The sequence below is a fragment of the Nannocystis exedens genome (genome assembly GCF_002343915.1).
In the GTDB taxonomy this organism is placed as follows: Bacteria; Myxococcota_A; Polyangia; order Nannocystales; family Nannocystaceae; genus Nannocystis; species Nannocystis exedens.
In genome coordinates this window covers 3,659,277-3,680,283 of record NZ_NETK01000001.1, presented here as the reverse complement: position 1 = coordinate 3,680,283, position 21,007 = coordinate 3,659,277, and the positions used below count along the sequence as shown (strand labels likewise).

8 protein-coding genes and 1 pseudogene are annotated in these 21,007 nt (G+C 73.3%); 6 read left to right on the top strand and 3 right to left on the bottom strand.

The genetic code is table 11. The annotated features are described in order from the left end of the window. The first annotated feature begins 92 nt into the window (after window positions 1–92). Both NAEX_RS47845 and NAEX_RS52900 read left to right on the top strand, forming a co-directional pair. Window positions 93–1,847 (top strand): WD40 repeat domain-containing protein, encoded by a 1,755-nt coding sequence (locus tag NAEX_RS47845; protein WP_143141371.1) that lies wholly within the window; start codon window positions 93–95, stop codon window positions 1,845–1,847. A gap of 364 nt (window positions 1,848–2,211) precedes the next feature. Beyond that, complete coding sequence (locus NAEX_RS52900; RefSeq protein WP_245913712.1) at window positions 2,212–3,123, top strand: tetratricopeptide repeat protein; 912 nt, start codon at window positions 2,212–2,214, stop codon at window positions 3,121–3,123. 29 nt (window positions 3,124–3,152) lie between these two features. On the opposite strand, the pseudogene NAEX_RS54515 reads toward NAEX_RS52900, so the two are convergent. Both NAEX_RS54515 and NAEX_RS14380 read right to left on the bottom strand, forming a co-directional pair. After that, window positions 3,153–3,467: pseudogene (locus NAEX_RS54515) on the bottom strand (BPTI/Kunitz-type proteinase inhibitor domain-containing protein); the annotation flags it as partial. After that, window positions 3,464–3,928 carry an AgmX/PglI C-terminal domain-containing protein gene (locus NAEX_RS14380; RefSeq protein ID WP_096328069.1) on the bottom strand — a complete coding sequence of 155 codons (465 nt, stop codon included), beginning with the start codon at window positions 3,926–3,928 and terminating at the stop codon, window positions 3,464–3,466. The pseudogene NAEX_RS54515 and the gene NAEX_RS14380, both read right to left, overlap by 4 nt. A gap of 217 nt (window positions 3,929–4,145) precedes the next feature. Here NAEX_RS14380 and NAEX_RS14375 point away from each other — a divergent pair, with 217 nt between their 5' ends. From NAEX_RS14375 to NAEX_RS14360, 4 genes are read left to right on the top strand one after another with little or no spacing between them, the layout of a single operon-like run. Then, window positions 4,146–7,421: a BRCT domain-containing protein gene (locus tag NAEX_RS14375; protein ID WP_096328068.1), complete on the top strand. Its 3,276-nt coding sequence runs from the start codon at window positions 4,146–4,148 to the stop codon at window positions 7,419–7,421. Then, window positions 7,421–14,110 (top strand): HEAT repeat domain-containing protein, encoded by a 6,690-nt coding sequence (locus tag NAEX_RS14370; RefSeq protein ID WP_096328067.1) that lies wholly within the window; start codon window positions 7,421–7,423, stop codon window positions 14,108–14,110. The genes NAEX_RS14375 and NAEX_RS14370 overlap by 1 nt, the downstream gene beginning before the upstream one ends. After that, complete coding sequence (locus NAEX_RS14365) at window positions 14,107–16,014, top strand: hypothetical protein (RefSeq protein ID WP_096328066.1); 1,908 nt, start codon at window positions 14,107–14,109, stop codon at window positions 16,012–16,014. The genes NAEX_RS14370 and NAEX_RS14365 overlap by 4 nt, the downstream gene beginning before the upstream one ends. Before the next feature lie 6 nt (window positions 16,015–16,020). Further along, entirely contained in the window at window positions 16,021–17,322 is a 1,302-nt protein-coding gene (locus NAEX_RS14360; protein WP_096328065.1) for a reverse transcriptase family protein, read from the top strand. A 411-nt stretch (window positions 17,323–17,733) separates the two neighbouring features. Here NAEX_RS14360 and NAEX_RS14355 read toward each other — a convergent pair whose 3' ends face one another. Further along, window positions 17,734–20,991 (bottom strand): serine/threonine-protein kinase, encoded by a 3,258-nt coding sequence (locus NAEX_RS14355; RefSeq protein ID WP_096328064.1) that lies wholly within the window; start codon window positions 20,989–20,991, stop codon window positions 17,734–17,736. Window positions 20,992–21,007 lie beyond the last annotated feature (16 nt).

Here is a 21,007-nt window from a genome sequence, read left to right as displayed (position 1 = left end):
CCCGTCATCCGGGCGTCGCCGAGGGCCGCGAGCTCCGGCGCGTTCGCTGCACTGGCGCTGCAGCGGTGGTCGGTGCGGGTATCCTCTGCCGCGTGACGATCACCAGGACCCTCCTCAAGCGGATCCTCCGCGAAATCGACGGCCTCGATGTCTTCCCGGCGGTCGACGACGCCATGCTCGCCGAGTTTTCGCCGCGCGACGAGGGGGAGGGCCACGGCTTCGTGTACTGGAGCCGCGCGGCCGACCAGGCCTTCGACAAGAAAGGCGCGCTGATCCGGCCCTTGCCGATGTGGTGGGGCACCTCGCGGGCCGAGCTGCAGATGGCCTTCGCGCGGCGCAAGCTGGTCGTGCGCATCGAGGCGAGCGACGTCCCGCGCGACGACTACGCCGAGCACGGCACGCTCGTGCTCAGCCCGCGCTCCGAGGCGGCGTCCGCCGATCTCCTGCGGCTGCTCGACGTCTTCGCCGCGCTGGCGAAGCGCGAGGTGCTCGCCCTCGCGTGCGCCGGCTCGACGCAGAGCGCCGGCTGGGAGATCGTCGCCGAGCGCGAGCGCGACCCGGAGCAAACGGCCGTGTTCTGGCACGAGCAGTCGCACGACGCCTTCGACGCGGTCGGCCGCTTGACCTCGCGGCTCCACCTGTACTGGCGCGGCGACGCCGGGCGGGTGTGCGACGCGCTGGTCGAGGCCGGCTTCACCGTCGAGCGGCCGAAGTCGGACACCCAGTCGATCGTGGTCCTGCCGCCGGATAACCCTTCGCCGGACATCGAGCGCTTCGCCGACGCGCTCGTCGCCAACCCGGTCGTCGCCGCGGCGAAGCCCGCTCGCAAAGCGCGGGCCTCCGCCGGGCCGTTCGCGCCGCTGCACCGCTATCGCGGGCCCGACCGCACCAAGCCGATCCACCGCCTGCGCTTCGACCCGACCGGCGCGTGGCTGGTGGTCGCGCAGTCGCCCCATTACGGCGGCCCCGAGCACCTGCTGAGCCGCGTCGACGTCGCCACCGGCGAGCGGCAGCGGACCTTCGCGGCGGACTGCGACGCGTGGGAGTGCGGGGGCATCGACTTCCTCCCCGACGGCCGCCTGGTGTTCAGCCTGCAAGACCGGGGCGTCCGCGTGAAGGTGTGGGAGCCGGCCGGCGACGTCGAGCGCGAGCTCGCGTGCGAGAAGTTCTCGCCCGGGTCGAGCGTCGCGCTCTCGAGCATCGACGCGGGCGGCACGACCCTCGCGGTGACGACGGGGACCGACGTGTCGCTGCGCACGGTCGGCCCGCCCGGCGCGGAGGCGTGGCCCGAGCGCGCGCGCGTCAGCGGAGCGCCAGCGAAGGCCTATCCGGTGGCATTGCTGGCTCCCGACGGCCGGCACGTCCTGTGGGGCGACTTCGGCGGCGAGGAGATCCGCTGGATCGACGTCGCCAGCGGACGCAAGCTCTGGAAGGCGCACCCGCTCGGCGTCCCGTACAGCGGCGGAGCCATGGACGAGCTGCGCTTCGATCCCGCTGGCGAGCACCTGGTCGCGCTGTGCCGGCACGGCGGGTGGGCGGACGAGGGGCAGTCGCTGCAGAGCTACGCGCTCGCCGACGGCAAGCCCGCCCACGCCGCGCTGGAGAAGGCGAGCAAGGGCGTGACGGCCTTCGCCTTCCACCCCGACGGCGCGCGCGTGGCGATCGGCAAGCTCGACGGCCACGTGGTGCTGCTCGCCTATCCGGGCGGCGAGCTCCTGGCCAGCCAGAAGGTGCTCGACAAGAAGGGCCGCGTCACCGCGATCGCCTTCGACCCCACCGGCGCGCGCATGGCCGTGGGTTCGGAGAAGGGCGAGCTCGCCGTGCTCGCCGTGCCCGCCCGCGCATGACGGCTGCGCCGGACATCGCATGTCCCATCGGACAAACTGTCGGCCGGGGTGGAGCCCTCGGCGAGCTCGTCGGGGTCGAGCGTCGGCACGCTCCCCGGCGGCCACGCGACGGGAGCGTGCCGCGGCAGCTCATCGCGCTGACCGCAGCGCATCCGCGCGCCGAGCCCCACGGTCTCGACCCCGATGCCGCGCGTCCCGTCCTCCGGAACCGAGGTCCCGCCGGCGAGCGTGATGTCGCCCGTCGATCGGACTTGCGACGCGACCGCATCGATCTCGAAGATCCACTCGAGCGACGGCGTGCGGGCTGCGTGGAGCGCAGGTGGCCCTTCCCGGGCGTACGCGTGTGGCGTAGCCTCGCTCGCCCATGTCGAAGTCGTTCCGGTGGTTCACTGCGTCGTTGCTGCTCGTCTCCCTCGCTTGCCGTCGATCCGAGCCGGCCGCGCCGGTTCCTCCGAGTGAGGCCGCGACGACCGAGGCGAGCGCGCCCGCGGCGTCGGCGACGCAGCCCGAGCCGGTCGCAACGAAGGAGCCCGACTGCAGCCCGGCGACCCTCGAACGCGGGCCCGACGGGTGGCGCGACGGTGCGGCCTGCGTCGAGCGGCTGGTGCCCCGGTGCGAGCAGGGTGATCCCGAGGCCTGCATGGGCGCGGCGACGATCATGCTCAACGGCAGCGGCGGCGCGGCACAGGACCCCGGGCGCGCGCTGGCCGTGGCGACCGGCGCGTGCGAGCGCGGCAACTCGGCCGGCTGTCTGATCGCCGCGGTGATGCACGACAAGGGGCTCGGCGTCGCCGTCGATCCCGCAGCGGCGAACGCGTTCATCGACAAGGCGTGCGCCCTCGGTGATGCGCAGGGCTGTCAGGCCAAGGCCGCGCGCGCGCCGAGGGGTCCCGCGTTCATCGCCGATGCGAACCTCTCGGTCGGGTCGATCGCCGCCGACGGGCTCGAGCTGCGCGACCTGATGTGCGATGTGACGGGAGGCATGCCGATGCTCGGCGCGCTCGTCATCGCCGGGTCGCTGGCGAAGCAGCGGCGCGCGCTCGACAAGTGCGCGCCGGCCGGCCAAGCGTTCGCGGCGACCTGGACCTTCGCCGGCGGCGAGACGCGCGACGTGGCGGCCAGCGGCGGCTCGCCGGCGGCCAACGCCTGCGTCGAGAAGGCGCTCGCGCGCGCGGTGGCGACGCTCGACGGCCGTTGCGGCGCGATCGTCCTGGTCGGCAAACTCGCGGGCGCCGAGGCGACGGTCGAGGCGGTGCGCAGCGGCGCCGCGAATTGATGGATCAGGGCGCCCCCGCACTCGACCAGGCAGCCCTCGAGCTCTTCGAAAGGCACCGCCTCGCCGCCGCACGTGCCGTAGTCGAACGACTCGCACGTCATCGACGTCGGCTCGAAGTGGTAGCCGACGAACATGTTGTCGCACTCGGTGGCCTTCGGCTCGAGCGCGCACGGGCCGACCGGCCGCCGGTGGTGGTCGTGGGCGTCGTCTCGCTCGTCTGCGGGCCGCAGGCGAGCGAGACGCAGGCGAGCAGGGCTGCGCGGATGTTCGGGGTCCGCATGTCCATGTCCTTCAAGCCAGGTATCAAGGAGGGGGCGCGGCCGCGCGGGGCCGCGCGCGCTCACGACAGGTTGAGCGAGTAGCCGAGGGTCATCGGGCTGCCGTCGCTGGTCTTGTTGAACTTCCAGCCCTTGGCCTTCTCCTCGATGCAGGAGGTGATGCTGGGCTCCTTGATCGTGCTGGAGTCGGTGAACTTGATGGCCGAGACCGAGCCGTCGCCGGCGACGGTGACGTCGATGGCGAGCTTGCCGGCGAGGTCGGGCTTGGCCTCCTTGGCCTGGGCGAAGCAGTCGGCGACGTCGCCCTGCTTGGCCTGCATCGCCTCCTCGAACGAGTCGGCGGTCAGGGGCTCCTCGCCCGCGCCGTCGGAGCCGCCGTCGTTGCTCCCGCCGCCGCCCCCATCGGCGGCCGCATCACCGCCGCCGGAGCCGTCGGGGGGCGTGGTCGCTTCCTTCTTGCAGCTCGGCAGGGCGACGAGGGTGGCGAGAGAGAGCGCGAGGGTCCACGAGGTCCGGGTGGTCGTCATGTCAACGCTTTTATCACGGCCCGAAGGGAGGATCCCGGCGCGATCTGTACCTGCAAGGAGGTGCCCCTCGAGTCAGCCCTCGAAGGGAAAGTCCCGATCGAGGGGCGCGGGATCGAGCGCATCACCTGTCCGTATGGACAGGTGATGCGCGACCGCGACAGTTGAAAGCGCTCGACGCTTCGCGGCATGCTCCGACTCCCTCTCTCGGGAGCAGGCGATGGCCCTCGAACTCAGCCTCGATGATATCCGCCGCGCGTGGGACAGCCGGGACCCGGACCTGTCCACCTTGATCGTGAGCCTCGCCAACGCGGCCGACCCGCGGCCGGACAAGCCGCCGCGAGAAGGCGCGCTGACCTACGCGACCTTCACCCAGCACCTGACGAGCTGGAAGTTCACGCGCTCCAAGCCGCAGGAGCGGGCCCGCTACCGCATCGACAGCATGCGCGCGCTCGAGGCCAAGGACGCCGAGACGCCGCTGCCGCCGCGGCTGCGCCTGCACGAGGTGCTGCTCGACCTGTGGAAGCGGTCCGACGGCGCCTACGAGCGGGCCGCGCTGCTCGACGCGATCCAGAAGGTGCCGCTGCGCTGGGGCCCGTGGCGCGGGCTCAAGCAGATCTTCAAGGAGGCCGAGGCCAGGGGCGACGTCGAGATCCTCGGCGCGCTCGCGGTCCGCTTCGACCACGCCTACGCGACCAAGCAGCGCAAGGTCGGCGAGATTTCGCGGCACACGCTCGGCTACCTGGTGCGGCGGGCGTGGCGGTACCTGCGGCGCCTCGGCGAGGCCGCGCCGCCGGCCTACGTCGACGCGGCGGCGGCGGTGCTGCGCCACTACGAGGAAAGCACCACGTGGCAGAACACGTGGGTCTACAACCACATCCTCCACCACGAGACGAAGAAGTACACGCGCCGCAACTTCAAGCTGTACCGCTCGGGCGCGCTGCAGCTCAACGAGCGGGCGTTCGCCGAGCTGTGGCGGCGGACCCCGCGACCGGTGCTGCAGCTGCTCGAGCGGGCGCGCTCGGAGCAGGTCCGCAAGTTCGCGGTGCAGGCGCTGAAGACCGACTTCCGCGCCAACCTGCGCGAGGTCGAGGCGCCGTGGGCGGCCCGGCTGATCGCGGTCGGCTCGGCGACGGTCGACGAGTTCGTGATCTGGCTGCTGCAGAACGTGCCGAAGTTCGACCAGGGCAGCTTCCGCGAGCTCGGCCTGCACGAGCCGGTGCTGCAGCTGCTCGACTCGCGCGCCGACGCGGCCCGCGCCTACGCGGCCAACTACGCCCGCACCCACGCCCGCGACCTCGCGCTCGACCGCCTGATCTTGCTGGCCAACAACAGCAACGCCGAGGTGCGCAAGCTGGTCGCCGACCTGCTCGGCGACCGTGACCCGCGCAAGGACATCGGCCTCGACGCGTGGGGTCGCCTGCTCGGCACGCAGCACGGCCACGACCTCGCCGTCAACGCATTGAGGAAACACTTCAGCGCGCGCGAGCTGACGCCGGCGTGGTTCACCGACCGCCTGCTCGACAGCCGGCAGAAGGTGTTCGCGTTCGCCTCCGACCTGCTGCCGAAGATCCACAGCTACAAGTCGCTCGGCGCCGAGTACTTCCGCGACCTGCTCGACGACCCGCGGATCTCCGCCAACGCGACGGGCTTCGCCCTGGACGCGCTGTCACGCTTCCCCGGCGAGGAGCTCGGCAAGGACTTCCTCGCGCGCATGGTCCTGCACCCGTACGCGCGCCAGACCCTGCTGAAGTGGATCTCCGAGGAGAAGATCAAGGCCGAGGACATCGACGCGGGCTTCTGGCGCGCGGTCGCGTTCCAGCCGACCTGGGCCGAGGACAAGTGGATCGCCGGGCTCATCGCCAGCGGCCGCCCGTGGGCCCGCGAGCTCAAGTTCGAGGAGGGCCTCGCCGCCACCGCGCTCGGCTTCCTCAGCGACGTGCGCCGGTTCCGGCCGAGCCAGCTCGGGTTCGACTGGCTGATGCAGCTCGCGCTGCGGCCCGAGCCGCAGTACCGCAACTTCGCCCTCGAATACATGACGAAGGCGCTGGTGCCCGCCGACTTCGCGCCGAAGCAGGAGGAGGCGCCGAAGGCCGAGGCCGCGAAGGGCGCGGCCAAGGCGATCGACCTCGGCGGCAAGACCTTCCTCTTCACCGGCAAGCTGGCGACGATGAAGCGCGACGACGCCGAGGAGAAGGTCACCGCGGCCAAGGGCAAGAACGCCGGCAGCGTGACGGCCAAGCTCGACTACCTGGTGATCGGCGACGACGGCTCGCCGCTGTACGGCCAGGGCCGCAAGGGCAGCAAGCAGGTCGCGGCCGAGAAGCTGGTCGAGAAGGGCGCGCCGATCAAGATCATCTCCGAGACCGCGTTCCTGCAGATGCTGGCCGGCGAGCAGCGCAGCTTCAGCGGCGACTCGGTGCAGGCCGGCTGCGAGCGGCTGTGGGAGATGGCCACCGGCCCCGGCCCGGCCGACGCGCCGCAGGCCGACTTCGCCCGCCAGTACATCCGCCGCCACCACCCCGACATCAGCCTCGCGCTCACCGATCGCCCGGTCGATCCGGGCGCGGAGATCCCCGGCGAGTTCCTGTCGTGGGCCCGCGTCAAGCCGCTGCTGACCGACAGCCGCGCGCCGGTGCGCCAGTTCGGCCTCGACCTCGCGCGCTGGGAGCTGGCCCGCTGGTCGCCGCCGCTGTCCGAGCTGCTCGGCGTGGTCGAGTCGCCGTACTCGGAGGTGCGCGAGTTCATCGCCAAGGCCCTCTTCGCCGAGGACAACGCCGACAACAAGCGCTTCCGCATCGACCCGACCACGCTGACGCCGGCCGCGGTCTACCCGTTCTGCGAGTCGCTGGTCCCCGAGGTGCGGGCGATCGGCATGGGCCTGGTCCGCCGCGACGCTCGCCTGGCGATCCCCGAGGAGCTGTTCCGCCTGAGCGAGAGCCCCGACCGCCACGTCGTCGCCTTCGTGGTGCGGACGATCTGGCACCTCTATAGGGATCGCGGGATCACCGACGGCTGGAAGCCGGCGCCGCGGCCCGAGGCGCAGAAGGCCGCGCCGGGGCCGAAGCCGACGACCAAGAAGGCGGAGATCGAGCCGCCCGAGGGTCCGGGCGCGCCGGCGCGGCCGGCCGGGCTGCCGGCCCCGGGCGAGGCGCTGCGCGACTTCATGCGCCGCCTCCTGTTCACGATCCCGCCGACCAAGCCGAGCGCGGAGGCCAAGCAGGCCGACGCCGAGGACGTGGTGGCCGCGCCGGTCGAACATGCCCCGAAGGCCAGGAAGCTGCGGCCGCTGCCGGCGCGCAAGGCCAAGCTGGCGCTGGTCGAGGCGATGCGCGATTTGGCCGAGGCCGACGCCGCGTTCGCGGCGCTGGCCGGGCCGGTGCTGGTCGAATTCATGGGCTCGCGCGGCGCCAGCGAGCGCGCGGCCTGCATGGTCGCCCTCGCCCGCGTCGGCGCCGCTCACCCTGACCTCAAGCTCTCGCCGGAGGCCGCCTGATGTCGACGCCCGTCACCGACCGCTTCACGAACGACAAGTACACGCAGATCCGCGGCGACCTCAAGGCGATCCTCGCCCACGGCGTCCAGCTGCTGATCGCCGCGGTCCACCCCGAGGGCCAGGCGACGGCGCTGTACCGGCTCAACCTCGACACCGGCGAGCTGGTGGTCGGCGACCTGCCGGCCGGCGGCGTCGCGCTCGCGGCGGACGACGGCCACGTGTTCGTCGCCGGCAGCGACGGCCAGGTCTACAAGGCCGGGCTCGAGAAGGGCGAGCCGAGGCCGCTCGGGCCGGTGTTCGACCCGCCGCCGGTCGCGCTCGCCCCGGCCGCGAACGGCCGCCTCGCGGTGGTCGCCGGCAAGCAGCTCGTGATCCTCGCCAAGAAGGACGGCAAGGAGCTGCAGCGCCTCGAGCTCGCCGAGTTCGCGACGACGATCGCCTCCGACCCGTCGGGCACGTGGCTGGTGGTCGGCAGCGACCGCGGCACGCTCAGCGTGTTCGACTGCGAGAACAAGGAGGCGTTCTACGCCGGCGAGTCGAAGAAGCTGCACGAGGGCGCGGTCACGGCGCTGTGCTTCGAGCCCGACGAGCTGCGGGTGATGTCGGCCGCGGTCGACCACAAGCTGCTGCTCACCCACGTGCGCGGCGACCTCGACCCCGAGGACCGCTCGGGCAAGAACGGCCACGGCGACAAGACGACCGCGATCGTCAACGGCAGCGGCGACCGCTTCTACACCTCCGGCCTCGACTCGCAGATCAAGGCGTGGGTCCGCGGCGCCGGCCAGCGCAAGCCGGCGGCGCAGAAGGAGGGCCTGGCCAAGGTCGTCGCGCTCGCGCTCGGCCAGTACAAGGGCAAGGACCACCTGGTCGCCGCGTGCATCGACAACACGCTGCGGCTGTTCCCGCTCGACGCCGAGGGCAAGCTCGGCGACCGCGAGCTGGTCTACTACGGCGCCCACCAGTGGGCCGAGTACGAGCTCAAGCGCCGCGACCCCAAGCTGCGCGAGGCGGCGCTGCGCGCCCTGGCCGGCTGGAACGACGCCAAGTCGCTCGAGACGCTGGCGCAGCGGGTCTCGAACGACGACGACCACGGCCTCAAGGTGCTGGCGACCGAGCTGCTCGGCGCGTCGGGCAGCCCGCGGGCGATCAAGCTGCTCGAGCCGCTGCTGCGCGCCGGCGAGGACGCCGTCCGCCTGGCCGCGCTCCATGGTCTGCTCAAGCTCGAGGGCGCCGACTCGCTGCGGATCTTCGACCTCGCGCTGGCCGTCGGCAAGCGCGACATCGGCACCGCGGCGATCACCGCGCTGACCGGGCTCGCGCGCAAGGACGACCTCGCGTTCACGCGCCTGGTCTCGGCGCTGTCGGGCCAGCCCCGCGAGGTCCGCGTCGCCGCCCTGGCCGCGCTCGAGGACCTGCACGCGGCCGACTCGCCCGAGGCCGAGCTGATCGCCCTGCGCGCCAGCCAGGCCGACATCCGCCGCACCGCGCTGATCCGCTTCTTCCAGCGCGGCATGCTCGGGCTGCCGGAGGTGCAGGCGGCGCTGCGCCGCTTCTCCGCCGACACCGACCCGGGCGTGCGCCAGGCGGCGTTCCTGATCTCGCTGCTGGCCCGGCCCAAGCTGGCCGCCGCGCTGCGCTACCGCGACAAGCAGCTGCACCGCCAGCTCCACGACATCGAGACCGCGCGCTCGCCGGTCGACGAGGTCAAGGCGGCCGCCGCCGAGGCCGCGGCTGGCCGTTCGGACAAGTCGCAAGGGACAGGTTCCAAGGGCAAGGTCGAGGACGAGCTGCCGAAGCCGAAGCCGGTCGCGCTGTCCGAGCTCGACGAGGCCGACAAGCGGCCGCTGCTCGAGGCGATGGCGAGCCGCGCGCTCGACACCTGCCTGGCCGGCGCGGCCGCGCTGGCGTCGCTGCAGGACCCGCGGGCCCTCGGCACGCTGCTGCAGCTGTCCCGCGAGAGCACGCCGTCGGTGCGGGTCGACACCTGCAAGGCGCTGGCCGAGCTGGGGGACCCGCGCGGCGGGGCGCGGCTGCGGCTGATGCTGCGCGACGGCGACGCCAGCGTGCGCGACGCGGCCTTCACCGCGCTCGCCGGGCTGGAGGACGGCGGCCCGCTCGCGGTCGCCGAGGCCGGCCTGTTCGCCGAGCACGAGGACGTGCGCCGGCGCGGCCTCGACCTGCTGATCAAGCAGATCAAGAAGGCCGGCAAGACGAAGGAGGACCCGAAGGCGATCGCGCTGCTCGAGCGGGCGCTGGGCGACGCCGGCAAGACGGTCCGCAGCGAGGCCTTCAAGGCCGCCCTCAGCCTCGAGGTCGGCGGCGGCGGGGCGGGCAGCCTGCGCTTCGTCCTCAAGAGCATCCACGCCGACGTGCGCCGCGAGGTGCTCAACGAGGTGATGGGCCAGATCTCCCAGTCGTGGGCCTGGCCGCTGCTGCTCGAGCTCCTGGGCGACGCCGACCCGAGCCTGCGCAAGGACGCCTTCGAGTTCGCGCTCAAGCGGACCAAGGGCATCGGCGCCGAGCCGCTGTCGGTCGCGCTCGCCGGGCGGTGGATCGACCTGCGCGTCGAGGCGGTCAAGGTGCTGGCCAAGCGCAAGGCGCCCGGCACCCACGAGCTGCTGGTCAAGGCGATCGACGACGACGAGGAGGCGGTGCGCCAGCTCGCCGTCGACGCGCTCTTGACCGGCGAGGGCGAGGAGGCGCTGCCGGCCGCGCTGACCAGCAAGTACCCCGACGTCGTCGTGCGGGCCGCCTGCGCGCTGGCTGTCCACGGGGACAGCTCGGTGCGCGCGCCGCTGCAGGCGATGGTCGAGGCGCCCGAGCCGGAGGTGCCGGCGCTGCGGGCCAAGTGGCTCGACCGGGTGGTGCGGGCGCTCGGCGGCCTGGCCGAGCTCGGCGACCCGACGCCGAGCCACGCGGTGCTGCCGCTGCTGCAGCACAAGGAGGGCCAGATCCGCCGCGCCGCCGCGACCGCGCTGTCGTGGATGGCCCGGCCCGACAACGCCAACGCCGTGTTCGCGCTGCAGGCCGCGCTGCAGCACTCGGACCCCGCGGTCCAGAGCGAGGCCGCGCTCGGCCTGGCGTTCATCGGCGACCCGGCGGGCGCGTCGCTGATCTTCACCCCCGGCAAGGCCGCGCCGCCGCCGGCGCAGGCGCTCTTGGCCGCGCTGGCGCTCGGCAACGAGGACCTGCTGGTCTCGTTCCTCGACTCCGGCGACGAGAAGATCCAGAGCCGCGCGCTGCTGCTCCTGATGATGCGCGAGATGGTCGAGGGCGACGGCGTGCCCGACCGCTGCCTCGCCGCGCTGTCGTCGGCCCACCCGCGCGTGCGCCTGCTCGCCGCCCAGGCGCTCGAGAGCTTCGGCGACGACGCCGCGTTCTCGAGGTTCGTCACCGACCTGTTCAACGACCGCGGCGAGGGCCGAGCCAAGTGGACCTTCCCCGAGGCCAACGTGCGCGCGCTGGCCGAGCTGGCGACCTTCGGCGACAGCCGCGCGAACCCGCAGCTCAAGGTCCGCGCCGCGCGGCTGCTCGAGGCGCTGCAGGAGGACAAGCAGGAGACGCTCGACCGCCTGTGGGCCGTGTTCAGCAAGCGGTTCCACCGCGCGCTGGCGGCGGCCAAGCAGCAGGCGAGCCAGAAGGGCGCGGCCAAGCTGGCCTACGCGCCGGAGGAGCTGCGGCAGATCGTGTTCGGCGCCTACGCGGCGCTGTCGCGCCTGCCCGGCGGCCCGGCGGAGACGCGGATCCGCCAGACCGCGCTCTCGCGGGTGCTGGCGCTGGCCGGTCACAAGTCGCAAAAGCCAGGTTCTCCGGAACACGTCGCCGCGGCCATCTCGGTGCTGGTCCCGGCGCTCGGCGACGCCCAGGGCTCGATCCGCCGCCAGGCGTTCGACGGCCTCAAGGCGCTCGGCGTCGACAACACCACCCTCGCCGCCGAGGCGCTGGCCACCGGCCAGAGCGACACCGGCTCGTGGGGCCTCGGCCTGCTGTCGCAGGAGGGCGGCGCCGCGGCCGGGCTCAAGGTCCTCGAGGAGACGCTGCTGCAGCGCGACGACGGCCTCGAGCAGGAGGCCGCCAAGCTGCTCGCCGAGAAGAAGAGCGGGGTCCGCCCCGGCTCGCCCGAGGCCGAGACCGAGGCTGGCCAGACGGCCAGGCGCGACGCGTGGGTGTTCGTGCACACCCTGTCGCTCGCGGCCCGCGCCGAGAAGCTGCGGCTGGCCGCGGTCCACGGCCTGGCGACCAACTACGAGCCGGACGGCAAGGGCGCCGCGGCCCAGGCGCTGCGCGGCGCGCTGACCTCGAAGTACCGCGCGGTCCGCTTCGCCGCGGCGCTGCAGCTCGCCACCCACAAGGACGCGGCCGCGTTCGACGTGCTGGTCGAGATGCTGCGCTCCGACCAGGCCAACGAGCAGAGCGAGGCGATCCGCGCGCTGCAGCGGCTCGGGGACGGGCGCGCGGCGCAGGCGTTCCTCGACCGCATCGACCGCGACCCGGCCGGCACCGCCCGCGTCGACAACCTGCTGCAGGCGGCCGCCGGCTTCCGCCAGGTCGCCGAGGTCCCGCGGATCCTCGCCTACGTCGACAACCCCAAGCGCCGCGCCGCCGCCTTCGGGTCGCTGCTCGTGATCTCCGGGTACGACCAGCGCATCGAAGATCCGGAGGACGCCGGCCCGCAGAGCCCGTCGTCCCTCCGCGACGCCGGCCTCGACGACGACGACGACTTCGACGACGACGATGATTTCGACGACGACGACGACGACGACGACGACCTCAGCAGCGACGACGACGACGACGACGACGTGAGCGCGGGCCCGCGGGTCGCCGACTGGGAGTCGAAGCAGTTCCCGCGTCACGACGCGGTGCTGGTCCAGATCGCCGAGGCCGCGCGCCGGCTGTCCGACGACCGCACGCTGCAGACGGTCCTGCCGGGGCTCCGCTGGGCCCGCGGCAAGGAGGTCGACGCCAGCCTCGCGCCGCTGTGGACCTACCCGAAGCCGGAGATCGCCAGCCGCGCGACCGAGGCGATCGGCTGGCGCCTGCGCAAGCGGCAGGGCCCGGCCGAGCCGCTGCTGGCGGCGCTCAAGTCGAGCGACCCGACGGTGGCCTTCCTCGCCGCCGAGGGCCTCGCGCTCGGCGGCCGCGGCGAGGGCAGCAGCGTGCTGCTCACCAGCGTCGACCTGCAGCCCGACCTCGACCTGCGCAAGCGGGCGGTGCGGGCGCTCGGGGCCCTGGCCGACATCCGCGCGCTCGACACCCTGCTGCGGCTCGTGTCCGACGAGGGCCACGCGCTGCAGGAGGAGGCCGCCGAGGCGCTCGGGCACATGGGCAAGGCCGCCGAGGCCCAGCCGGGCCAGCCGCAGCGGATCTTCGGGATCCTCACGCGCCTGGCCAAAGGGTCAGGTGGTGTCGCCCGCCGGGCCCTGATCGGCTTGCGCTACTTCGGCACCCGGGAGGCCTGGGACCTGATCCGCGGCCGCGTCGAGGACCCGGACCCAAGCGTGCGCCAGACCGTCGCCGCGCTGCTCGAGCACTGCGCCGACCCGACCACCGCGGACCTCCTGACCGCGCGGCTCGGCGAGGAGCGGTTCAGCGCCGTCGCCCAGGCGCTGGCCTTCAGCCTGCGCAAGCAACACGGGCCCGACTCGCTCGAGCCCGACTACGCGATGGTGCTGAGCTACCACGCCCCGCTCGAGCGCGAGCTGCTGAATCGCCTGCGCGACCGCGGCGACGTGGTCCGGCTGTTCTCGCTGCTGCCGCAGCTGCGCCGCCAGGACCTCTACATGGCGCCGCTGGTGCAGATCCTGACCGGCCGCGACCCGCTGCCGATCGACGCCGCGGCGCCGCACCTGTCGCTGGCGCACCCGCGCACGGCGATGGTCGCGGCCCAGGTGATCGGCCGCGCCGGCGCCAAGGCGGCCAAGCACAAGGACGCGCTGGTCGCCGCGACGAAGGCCTACCGCGAGGCCTGGCTGGCGGAGTACCGGCGCCTGGTCCACGGCGAGTCGCACCGCCTCGGCGAGCTCGAGGGCCCGTACCTCGCGCTGCTGTGGGCCTGCGCCCGCCTCGACGTCGGCGGCGACGAGCTGGTCGCCGCGGTCTCGCTCGCGGCCGACGGCACCGCCCACGCCGCGCACGGCCGCAAGATCCGCCGCCAGGCGGTCATCGAGCTGGCCGCAGGGGCAGGTGGCGCCGCCGGCGAGACGGCGCTCAAGGCGGTGCTCGGCGGCAGCGACGGCGAGCTGCGCACGCTGGCCGCCGCGGGCCTCGGCCAGCGCAAGGGCGACGTCGCCCCGCTGGCGGCGACGGTCCTCGACGACGCCGACCCGCTGGCGCGGCTGCTGTCCCAAGGAGCAGACAAGGCCCAGCCCGCGCTGCGCGGCGCCGCCGGCGACGTGCACCGCCAGGGCGTGGTCCTGACCCGGCTGGTCGAGCTCGGCGACGTGCGAGGCCTGGCCCAGGCGCTGGCCGACAAGACCGCCAGCGAGACGGCCCGCCTCGGCCTGGTCGAGGCGCTGGGCCAGATCGGCGACGACGCCGCGTTCAAGGCGCTCAGCCAGGTCGGGGCCGACGAGCAGGAAGACGAGGAGCTGCGCAAGGCGGCCTGGCGCGCGCTCCGGCGCGCGAAGCGGATCAAGGCCGCCGCCGCGTCGCCGAAGGTACGCCGTAGCCGCTGGGAGGTGTCGCTGTGAGCGAGGAAACCAAGGAACCGGAGTCGAGCAAGCCCGAGGAGCAGCTCACCGACCCGCGGACGCCGGTCCGCCTCGGCTACGCCGGCGCCAGCCAGCTCGAGGCCGGCGAGCGCTCGTCGAAGCTGCAGATCTTCGCCAACACCGAGCGCCCGCCGGTGCGGGCCGAGGGCGCGCTCAAGCAGCCGCTGCTGGTGCGCGAGGCGTTGTCGGCGCTGTACGAGGTCGTCAGCTCGGACTTCCGCTATGTCCCGAAGGACAGGACCGCGTACCTCGCCTACATGCGGCTGAAGAAGCAGACCGCCGGGCAGAGCGCGTGGCAGGCCCAGCAGGCCTACTTCGACTGGCTGGCGCGCAACGACCCGTCGGCGTGGGTGGTGCTCGACCCGGTCGTCACCGTCCACCCCGACAAGCTGCTGTTCGAGGTGTTCTCCAAGGACGAGGGCGCCTACGCGCAGATGGCGATCGACTGGTCGGCGGTCGAGCGCAGCGGCGATCTGCAGCACGGCACCACCAACATCGACTTCAGCAAGGCGCTGTTCGACGGGGTGCAGCGGATCCGCAGCTACCGCGAGACGAAGCTGACGATCGGCACCGACGCCGTCAGCGTCGCCAGCGACGCCGCCCGCCCGCCGGTGATCGAGAAGTCGATCCAGCTGCCCGACAGCTGGCTGCGCGGGTTCTTGCAGGTGCAAGCCGCCGCGACCCTGCCGACCACGGCGGTGCGGATCGCGGCGATCGACCTCTACAACGTGCTGCGCCACCTGCGGCTCAACGCCGACAAGAAGCAGGGCGGCCGCGGCGTCCGCGTCGAGCTGGTGCCCGGCGAGCCGCCGCGGCTGGTGCTCGAGCCGTGGGAGCTGGTCATCGCCACCAGCGCGGGGCCGTTCACCGGCCGCCAGCCGGCGCTGGTGCGGATCTGGGGCCGCCGCCGCCTCGGCCTGCTCCGCCGCCTGCTGCCGTTCGTCGAGACCGTCGACATCCACCTGCTCGGCTCGGGCCTGCCCAGCTTCTACGTGCTGCGCGCCGGCCCGGTCACCTTCACGCTCGGGCTGTCGGGCTTCACCTCGGCCAACTGGTCGCAGGCGGTCGGCTTCGACCAGCTGCTGCCGCGCGACCGCGGCGACGAGGCCGCGGCGACGCTGTCGGCGGTGCTGAAGCAGCTCGGCGAGGTGTGGGTCGCGACCGCGGAGGAGCTGGCGACGGCGACCAAAAAGCCGATCGCCGACGTGCGCGCGGCGCTGCAGAAGGCCTGCCAGCACGGCCAGGTGATGTACGACCTGTCCCAGGACCGCTACCGTCTCCGCCCGCTGCTCGGCGGCGCGATCGACCTCGGCCGCCTGGTCTACCGCAACGCCCGCGAGAAGGTGGCGCACGACCTCGTGGCCAAGGGCGCGGTCAAGATCGCCAGCGAGAACCGGATCTACGGCGTCGGCCTCGAGCTGACCGGCAAGGTCACCGTCACCGCCGACCGCCGCGACTACCGCCCGCAGCTGACGCTCGACGACGACGGCCGCGTGCGCGGGGCCGAGTGCACCTGCGCGTTCTACCGCAAGCACAAGCTGAAGGAGGGCCCGTGCGCCCACCTGATCGCGCTGCGGATCGCCCAGGCGCAGGAGGAGGAGCGCCGCCGCCAGGCCCGCGGGGCCGAGCGCGGGACGATCACGCTCGAGACGCGGACCTACGCGCGCCGCTTGCCGGTGGCGACGGGGGCGACGGGCGAGTCGGAGGAGATCGTGCAGCTCTCGCTCGACCGCCAGCGCCTGCGGATCCGCTGGGGCCCGCGCGGGTCGAAGCTGCGGGTCCAGAGCTTCGTGTTCGGCTCGGTCGCCGAGGCGCGAGCGGCCTTCTTCGAGCGCGTCGACGACCTCGAGGCGCGCGGGTTTCTCGACGGGAGCGCGGGGTAGACCATCATGGCGACCACCAACCGCATTGATTACAGCCGCATGCTCGAGACCTGGCGCGCCGTCGAGTCCGCCGGCGGCCGCGACAAGTACATCGAGGCCCAGCTCAAGGAGAAGGGCTATCTGGTCGAGCGCAAGCCGACCGACAGCATGAGCAAGGCCGAGCTCGAGCGCTACAAGAAGTCGCTCAAGGAGGAGGCGGCCGAGAAGCGCCGCCTGGCCAAGGAGGCGTGGCTCGCCTACAAGGCCGCGCACCTGGTCCACCTCGGCGAGGGCGTGTTCTGGAACGACCAGCTCGACCACGACAAGTGGGACCTGCCGGGCGCCGAGGAGCGCCAGGCGGAGAACGAGCTGCCGAAGCTCGACAAGCCGAAGGAGCTGGCCGAGGCGCTCGGGGTCAGCATCGCCGAGCTGCGCCGCCTCGCGTACCACCGCGACGCGGCCACGAAGCTCAACTACTACCGCTTCGAGATCCCCAAGCGCGACGGCACGAAGCGCGCGATCTGGGCCCCGCACCGCAAGCTCAAGGCGGCCCAGCGGTGGATCTTGCGCGAGGTGGTCGAGCGCCTGCCGGTCCACGGCGCGGCCCACGGCTTTTTGCACGGGCGCTCGACCGCGACCAACGCGGCGGTTCACCGCGACTCGCAGATCCTGCTGAAGGTCGACCTCAAGGACTTCTTCCCCACGGTGACGCTGCCGCGGGTCAAGGGGGTGTTCCGCAAGGCCGGCTACCGCGAGCAGATCGCGACCCTGCTGGCGCTGCTGTGCACCGAGGCGCCGCGCCACGTCGCCGAGGTCGAGGGCAAGACCTACTACCTGTCCTTGGGGCCACGTTGCCTGCCGCAGGGCGCCCCGACCAGCCCGGCGATCACGAACACGCTGTGCCTCCGCCTCGACCGGCGCCTGCAAGGCCTGGCGAAGAAGCTCGGCTGGCGTTACACCCGCTACGCCGACGACCTGACGTTCAGCCTGCCGAGTGACCACAAGGGCAAGCCGGGCGTCGGCGGCCTGCTCGGCGGGATCTCGATCATCGCCGCCGCCGAGGGTTTTACGGTCCACCCCGACAAGACCCGCGTCCACCGCTCCGGCGGCCGCCAGCAGGTCACCGGTCTGGTCGTCAACGGCAAGCAGGGCCCCCGCGTGACCCGCGAGTTCAAGCGCGAGGTCCGGGCCGCCGTCCACAACCTGGCCCACGGCAAGCCGCTCAAGGAAGGCGAGACCCTGTCGAGCCTGGCCGGCCGGATCGCCTACATCTACATGACCGACAAGAAGCTCGGCAAGCAGCTGCTCGCCGCGCTCGGTCGCGTGTGACCGCGAGGCCCGCCGCGCTCACGCGCGGTGGGCCTGAAGCCTCCGCCGCCTCGGCCGCTGCCCGATCGGCTGTCGACGTCCAGAGCCAGGACGTCGAGCGGCGACGCTTGCGAGCGGGGTCGCAGGGCCGTGGGGTGTGACATTTCCTTCCGAACATGTCACGTCCGGCCGTCAGCCTCGCTCGTCGCCGCAGGAGGGCGCGCTCGGCGGGCAAGCCGAGGGCCCACGGGAGGAGCTTCGACATGCCCTTCGGGACAGGATCTTCCTGCTCGACGCCAACGGCCCGGGTCGCCCTCGCGCGCTCGCTGCATCGAAGTTTCACCGAGATCGGGCCGCGGCTCGATGGACCGCACAGGCCGGAGCGGGCCACGGGTCGCCGCTCGCACCGTGGCGCATGACCTGTCCTTCCGGTCAGGGCGAGTGGGTCGACTGCCAGCCCTCGATCGCGCGGATCTCGGGCGCGAACGCCTCGCCGCGGCCCTTGTAGATGGCGAGCGCCGCGTCGGCCAGCGCGCGCGCCTCGGCGGCGGCGGCAGGGTCGGCGGCGAGCGCCTTCGCCAGGCTGAACTGCGTCCTGGCGAGGTCGGGGTGGTCGGGGTCGAAGTCGGCGAGCGCGAGCGCGGCGGCGCGGCGCAGGTGGGAGACGGCCTCGTCGCGGCGGCCCTGGGCCAGCGCCGCCTCGCCGAGCAGCCGCAGCGTCGCCACGATCTCCGGGCTCGACTCGCCCTGGATGCGCTCGTACAGCGCGAGCGCTCGCTGCAGCGGATCGCTCGCCTCGGCGACGAGGCCGAGGCGCAGCTTGGCGTCGGCGGTCATCCGCGCCGCGTCGCCGCACAGCACCGCGGTCTCGGGCGCCGCGTCGCTGCACGTGGCGGCGACGCGGTCGAACTGCGGCAGCGCCGCGAGCGGGCGGTCGGCGTACTCCAGCCACATCTCGCCGAAGCGCATGCGGGCGAGCAAGGCCTCGGGGTGGTCGGCGCCGAAGCGGCGCTCGACGCGGTCGACGATGCCCTCGTAGATCGCTTGCGCGTCAGCGAACGAGGCCCTCGCCGCGGCCTCGTCGCCGAGGCCGTAGATCGCCTCGCGCGCGCTGGTCTCGTCGGGGTCGATGGCCGTGAAGGCGGCGCGGCCCGCCGTGAGCTCGGCGTGCGCGCGCGGCAGGTCGCGGAGCTTCAGGGCGATGAACCCGAGCCGGGTGCGCGCCGCCGCGTACGGCGGCGTGGCGGTCGCCTGCGCCTCGCCGAGCGCGGCGACGGTGGCCTGCAGCAAAGATGTACCTTCGGACAGGTGGTTCTTCAGCTGGAGAGCGGCCCCCAGGTTGCCGCGCACGACGTGCACGGTCGGATGTCCGGGCCCGAGGAGGCGCTCGCCGAGCGGCAGCGCGCTGCCGTAGTAGTTCGCGGCGTCGGTCGCGTTGCCGAGGAACGCCGCGAGGAAGCCGAGGTTATTGTACGTGTACGCGTTGAGCACCGTGTCGTGGCGGCCTGCCGCCGTGCGCGCGGCGACGGCCGCGAGCATGTGCTGGCGCGCGGCCGCGTAGTCGCCGGCCATCATGTATACCGCGCCGAGGTTGTTCTCGAACTCGGCGGACAGCTCGACGTCGTCGCGGACGCGGACGTGCAGCGCCTGCGCCAGCTCGAGGTCCCGCAGCGCCTCGGCCGGCTGGTTCATGCGGGCGGCGCGGAGGAACATCCGCTTCGACGCCGCCTGCGCGGCGGTGCGGGCGTCGTCGGCGGCGAGCGCCGTCCACAGCGCCTGGCCGAACGACGCGTCGGCGGCCGAGAAGTCGCCGGCCTCCATCTGCAAGCTGCCCTCGCGCAGCATCAGCTCGCCGCGCAGCGGCGGGTAGTCGATCGCCTGCGCCTCCTCGGACACGGCCGCGATCGTCGCCAGCCCGGCGTGGTAGCGGCCCGCGTGCTCCTGCACGGCCGCGCGCGCCAGCGTCTCGCGCACCGCCTGCACCCGCACGCGCGCGCGCGCGTCGTCGGGGGGCACGACGTCGGCGGTCAGCGCCGCGACGTCGCCGCAGCGCTCGATCGGCGGCAGGGTCGACACCGCCTGCATCGCCTTCTCCATCACCTCGGCGTCGGCCGAGGCCAGCGTGTCGACCAGGCCGGCGAAGCCGGCGCGGCGCTGGTCGAGGCAGGCGGTGCGGAGGTCGAACAGGTGGTCCGACTGGTGGCCCGAGGCGTGGGTCGCACACGCCTCGCCGCGCATGGCGATCCACGCGCTCGCGTAGGCCTCGAGCTGCGGCTGTACTTTGGACCAGGTGTCGGCGGCGTACGGCACGCCGGTCGCCGACATGGCCGAACGGACAGCCTCGCTGCGCTCGCCGCTCCACACGGCGGCGAGCTCGTCGGCGGCGCCGCTGCAGATCGGCGCCGCCGCTGCCGGCTGCTGCAGCGCGGCCGCGCCGAAGCCGGCGACGCCGACGAACCCGGCGAACGCGGTCGAGGCGAACAGGCGCCGGCGCCGGGCCTCGGGGTCGCGCTCGAGCTCGGCCAGCAGCTCGGCCATCGACGCGAAGCGGCGGTCGACGGCGACCGACAGCCCGCGCTGCAGGGCCCGGAAGATCCGCGCCGGCACCTTCGCGCCCGCCGGCGGCGGCGCGACGCGGCCGAGGATCGCGTCGCCGATCAGGCTCGCCAGCGAGTCGGTCGAGAACGGGTGGCGCTTGTACACGCCCTCGTACAGCGAGATGCAGAACGCGAACTGATCGCTGGCGGCGCTGGCCGGCCGGCCCTCGTGCTGCTCCGGGGCCATGTACGCCGGCGTCCCCATGATCGCGCCGGTCTGCGTCAGCGGCACCATCAGCGCGTGCCCGGCCGACTCGCTGCGCTTCGCCGTGATCGCCAGCTCGTCGCTGTCGGCGTACCCGGCGGCGCGGGCGAGGCCGAAGTCGAGGACCTTGACCGCGCCGTCGTCGCCGACCAGCACGTTGTGCGGCTTGAAGTCGCGGTGGATGATGCCGGCCGCGTGCGCCGCCTGCAGGCCGCGGCCCGCCTGCACGAACACCGCGAGGACCTCGCGCCACGAGCGCTCGCGCCGGCGCATCCACGCGTCGAGGCTCATGCCGCGGACGAATTCCATCGCCACGAACACCTGGTCCTCGTAGTCGCCGACCTCGTGGACGGTGACGATGTTGGGGTGAGACAGGCGGGCCATCGCCTGGGCCTCGCGCATCAGTCGCTGGCGGCTGGTGTCGTCCTCGCGGGTGGCCTCGCCGCGCAGGACCTTGACGGCGACCTTGCGGTCGAGCTTGTCGTCGTAGGCGGTGTAGACGACGCCCATGCCGCCCTCGCCGAGGCGATCGAGCACGGTGAAGCGGCCGATCTTGATCGGCGCGCTGCGGCCGCGGAACAGCTTGCCCTTGATCAGGGCCTTCATCCGCAGCTCGTCGCCGCTGTCGGCCAGGCGCGGCATCGGCTTGTCGCCGCGCGGCGACTCCGAGTGGTGCGTCTCGAGCAGGCCGATGTCGTCGGCCGGCGGGCGCGAGCCCGCGGCCTCGTCGCCGGCGGTCGACTGGCCGATGCGGGTCTCCTCGAACGCGATCCTCGCCCGCGAGCGGGCCGGCGGGGCAGACAGGTGCCCGTCGTCCGAGATGGCCGTCTGCTCGAGGCTGATGTCCTTGTCGGCGGTCAAGAGCGGGACGCGGCGGAGCGGGACCATCTCCCCGTTTCAGTGA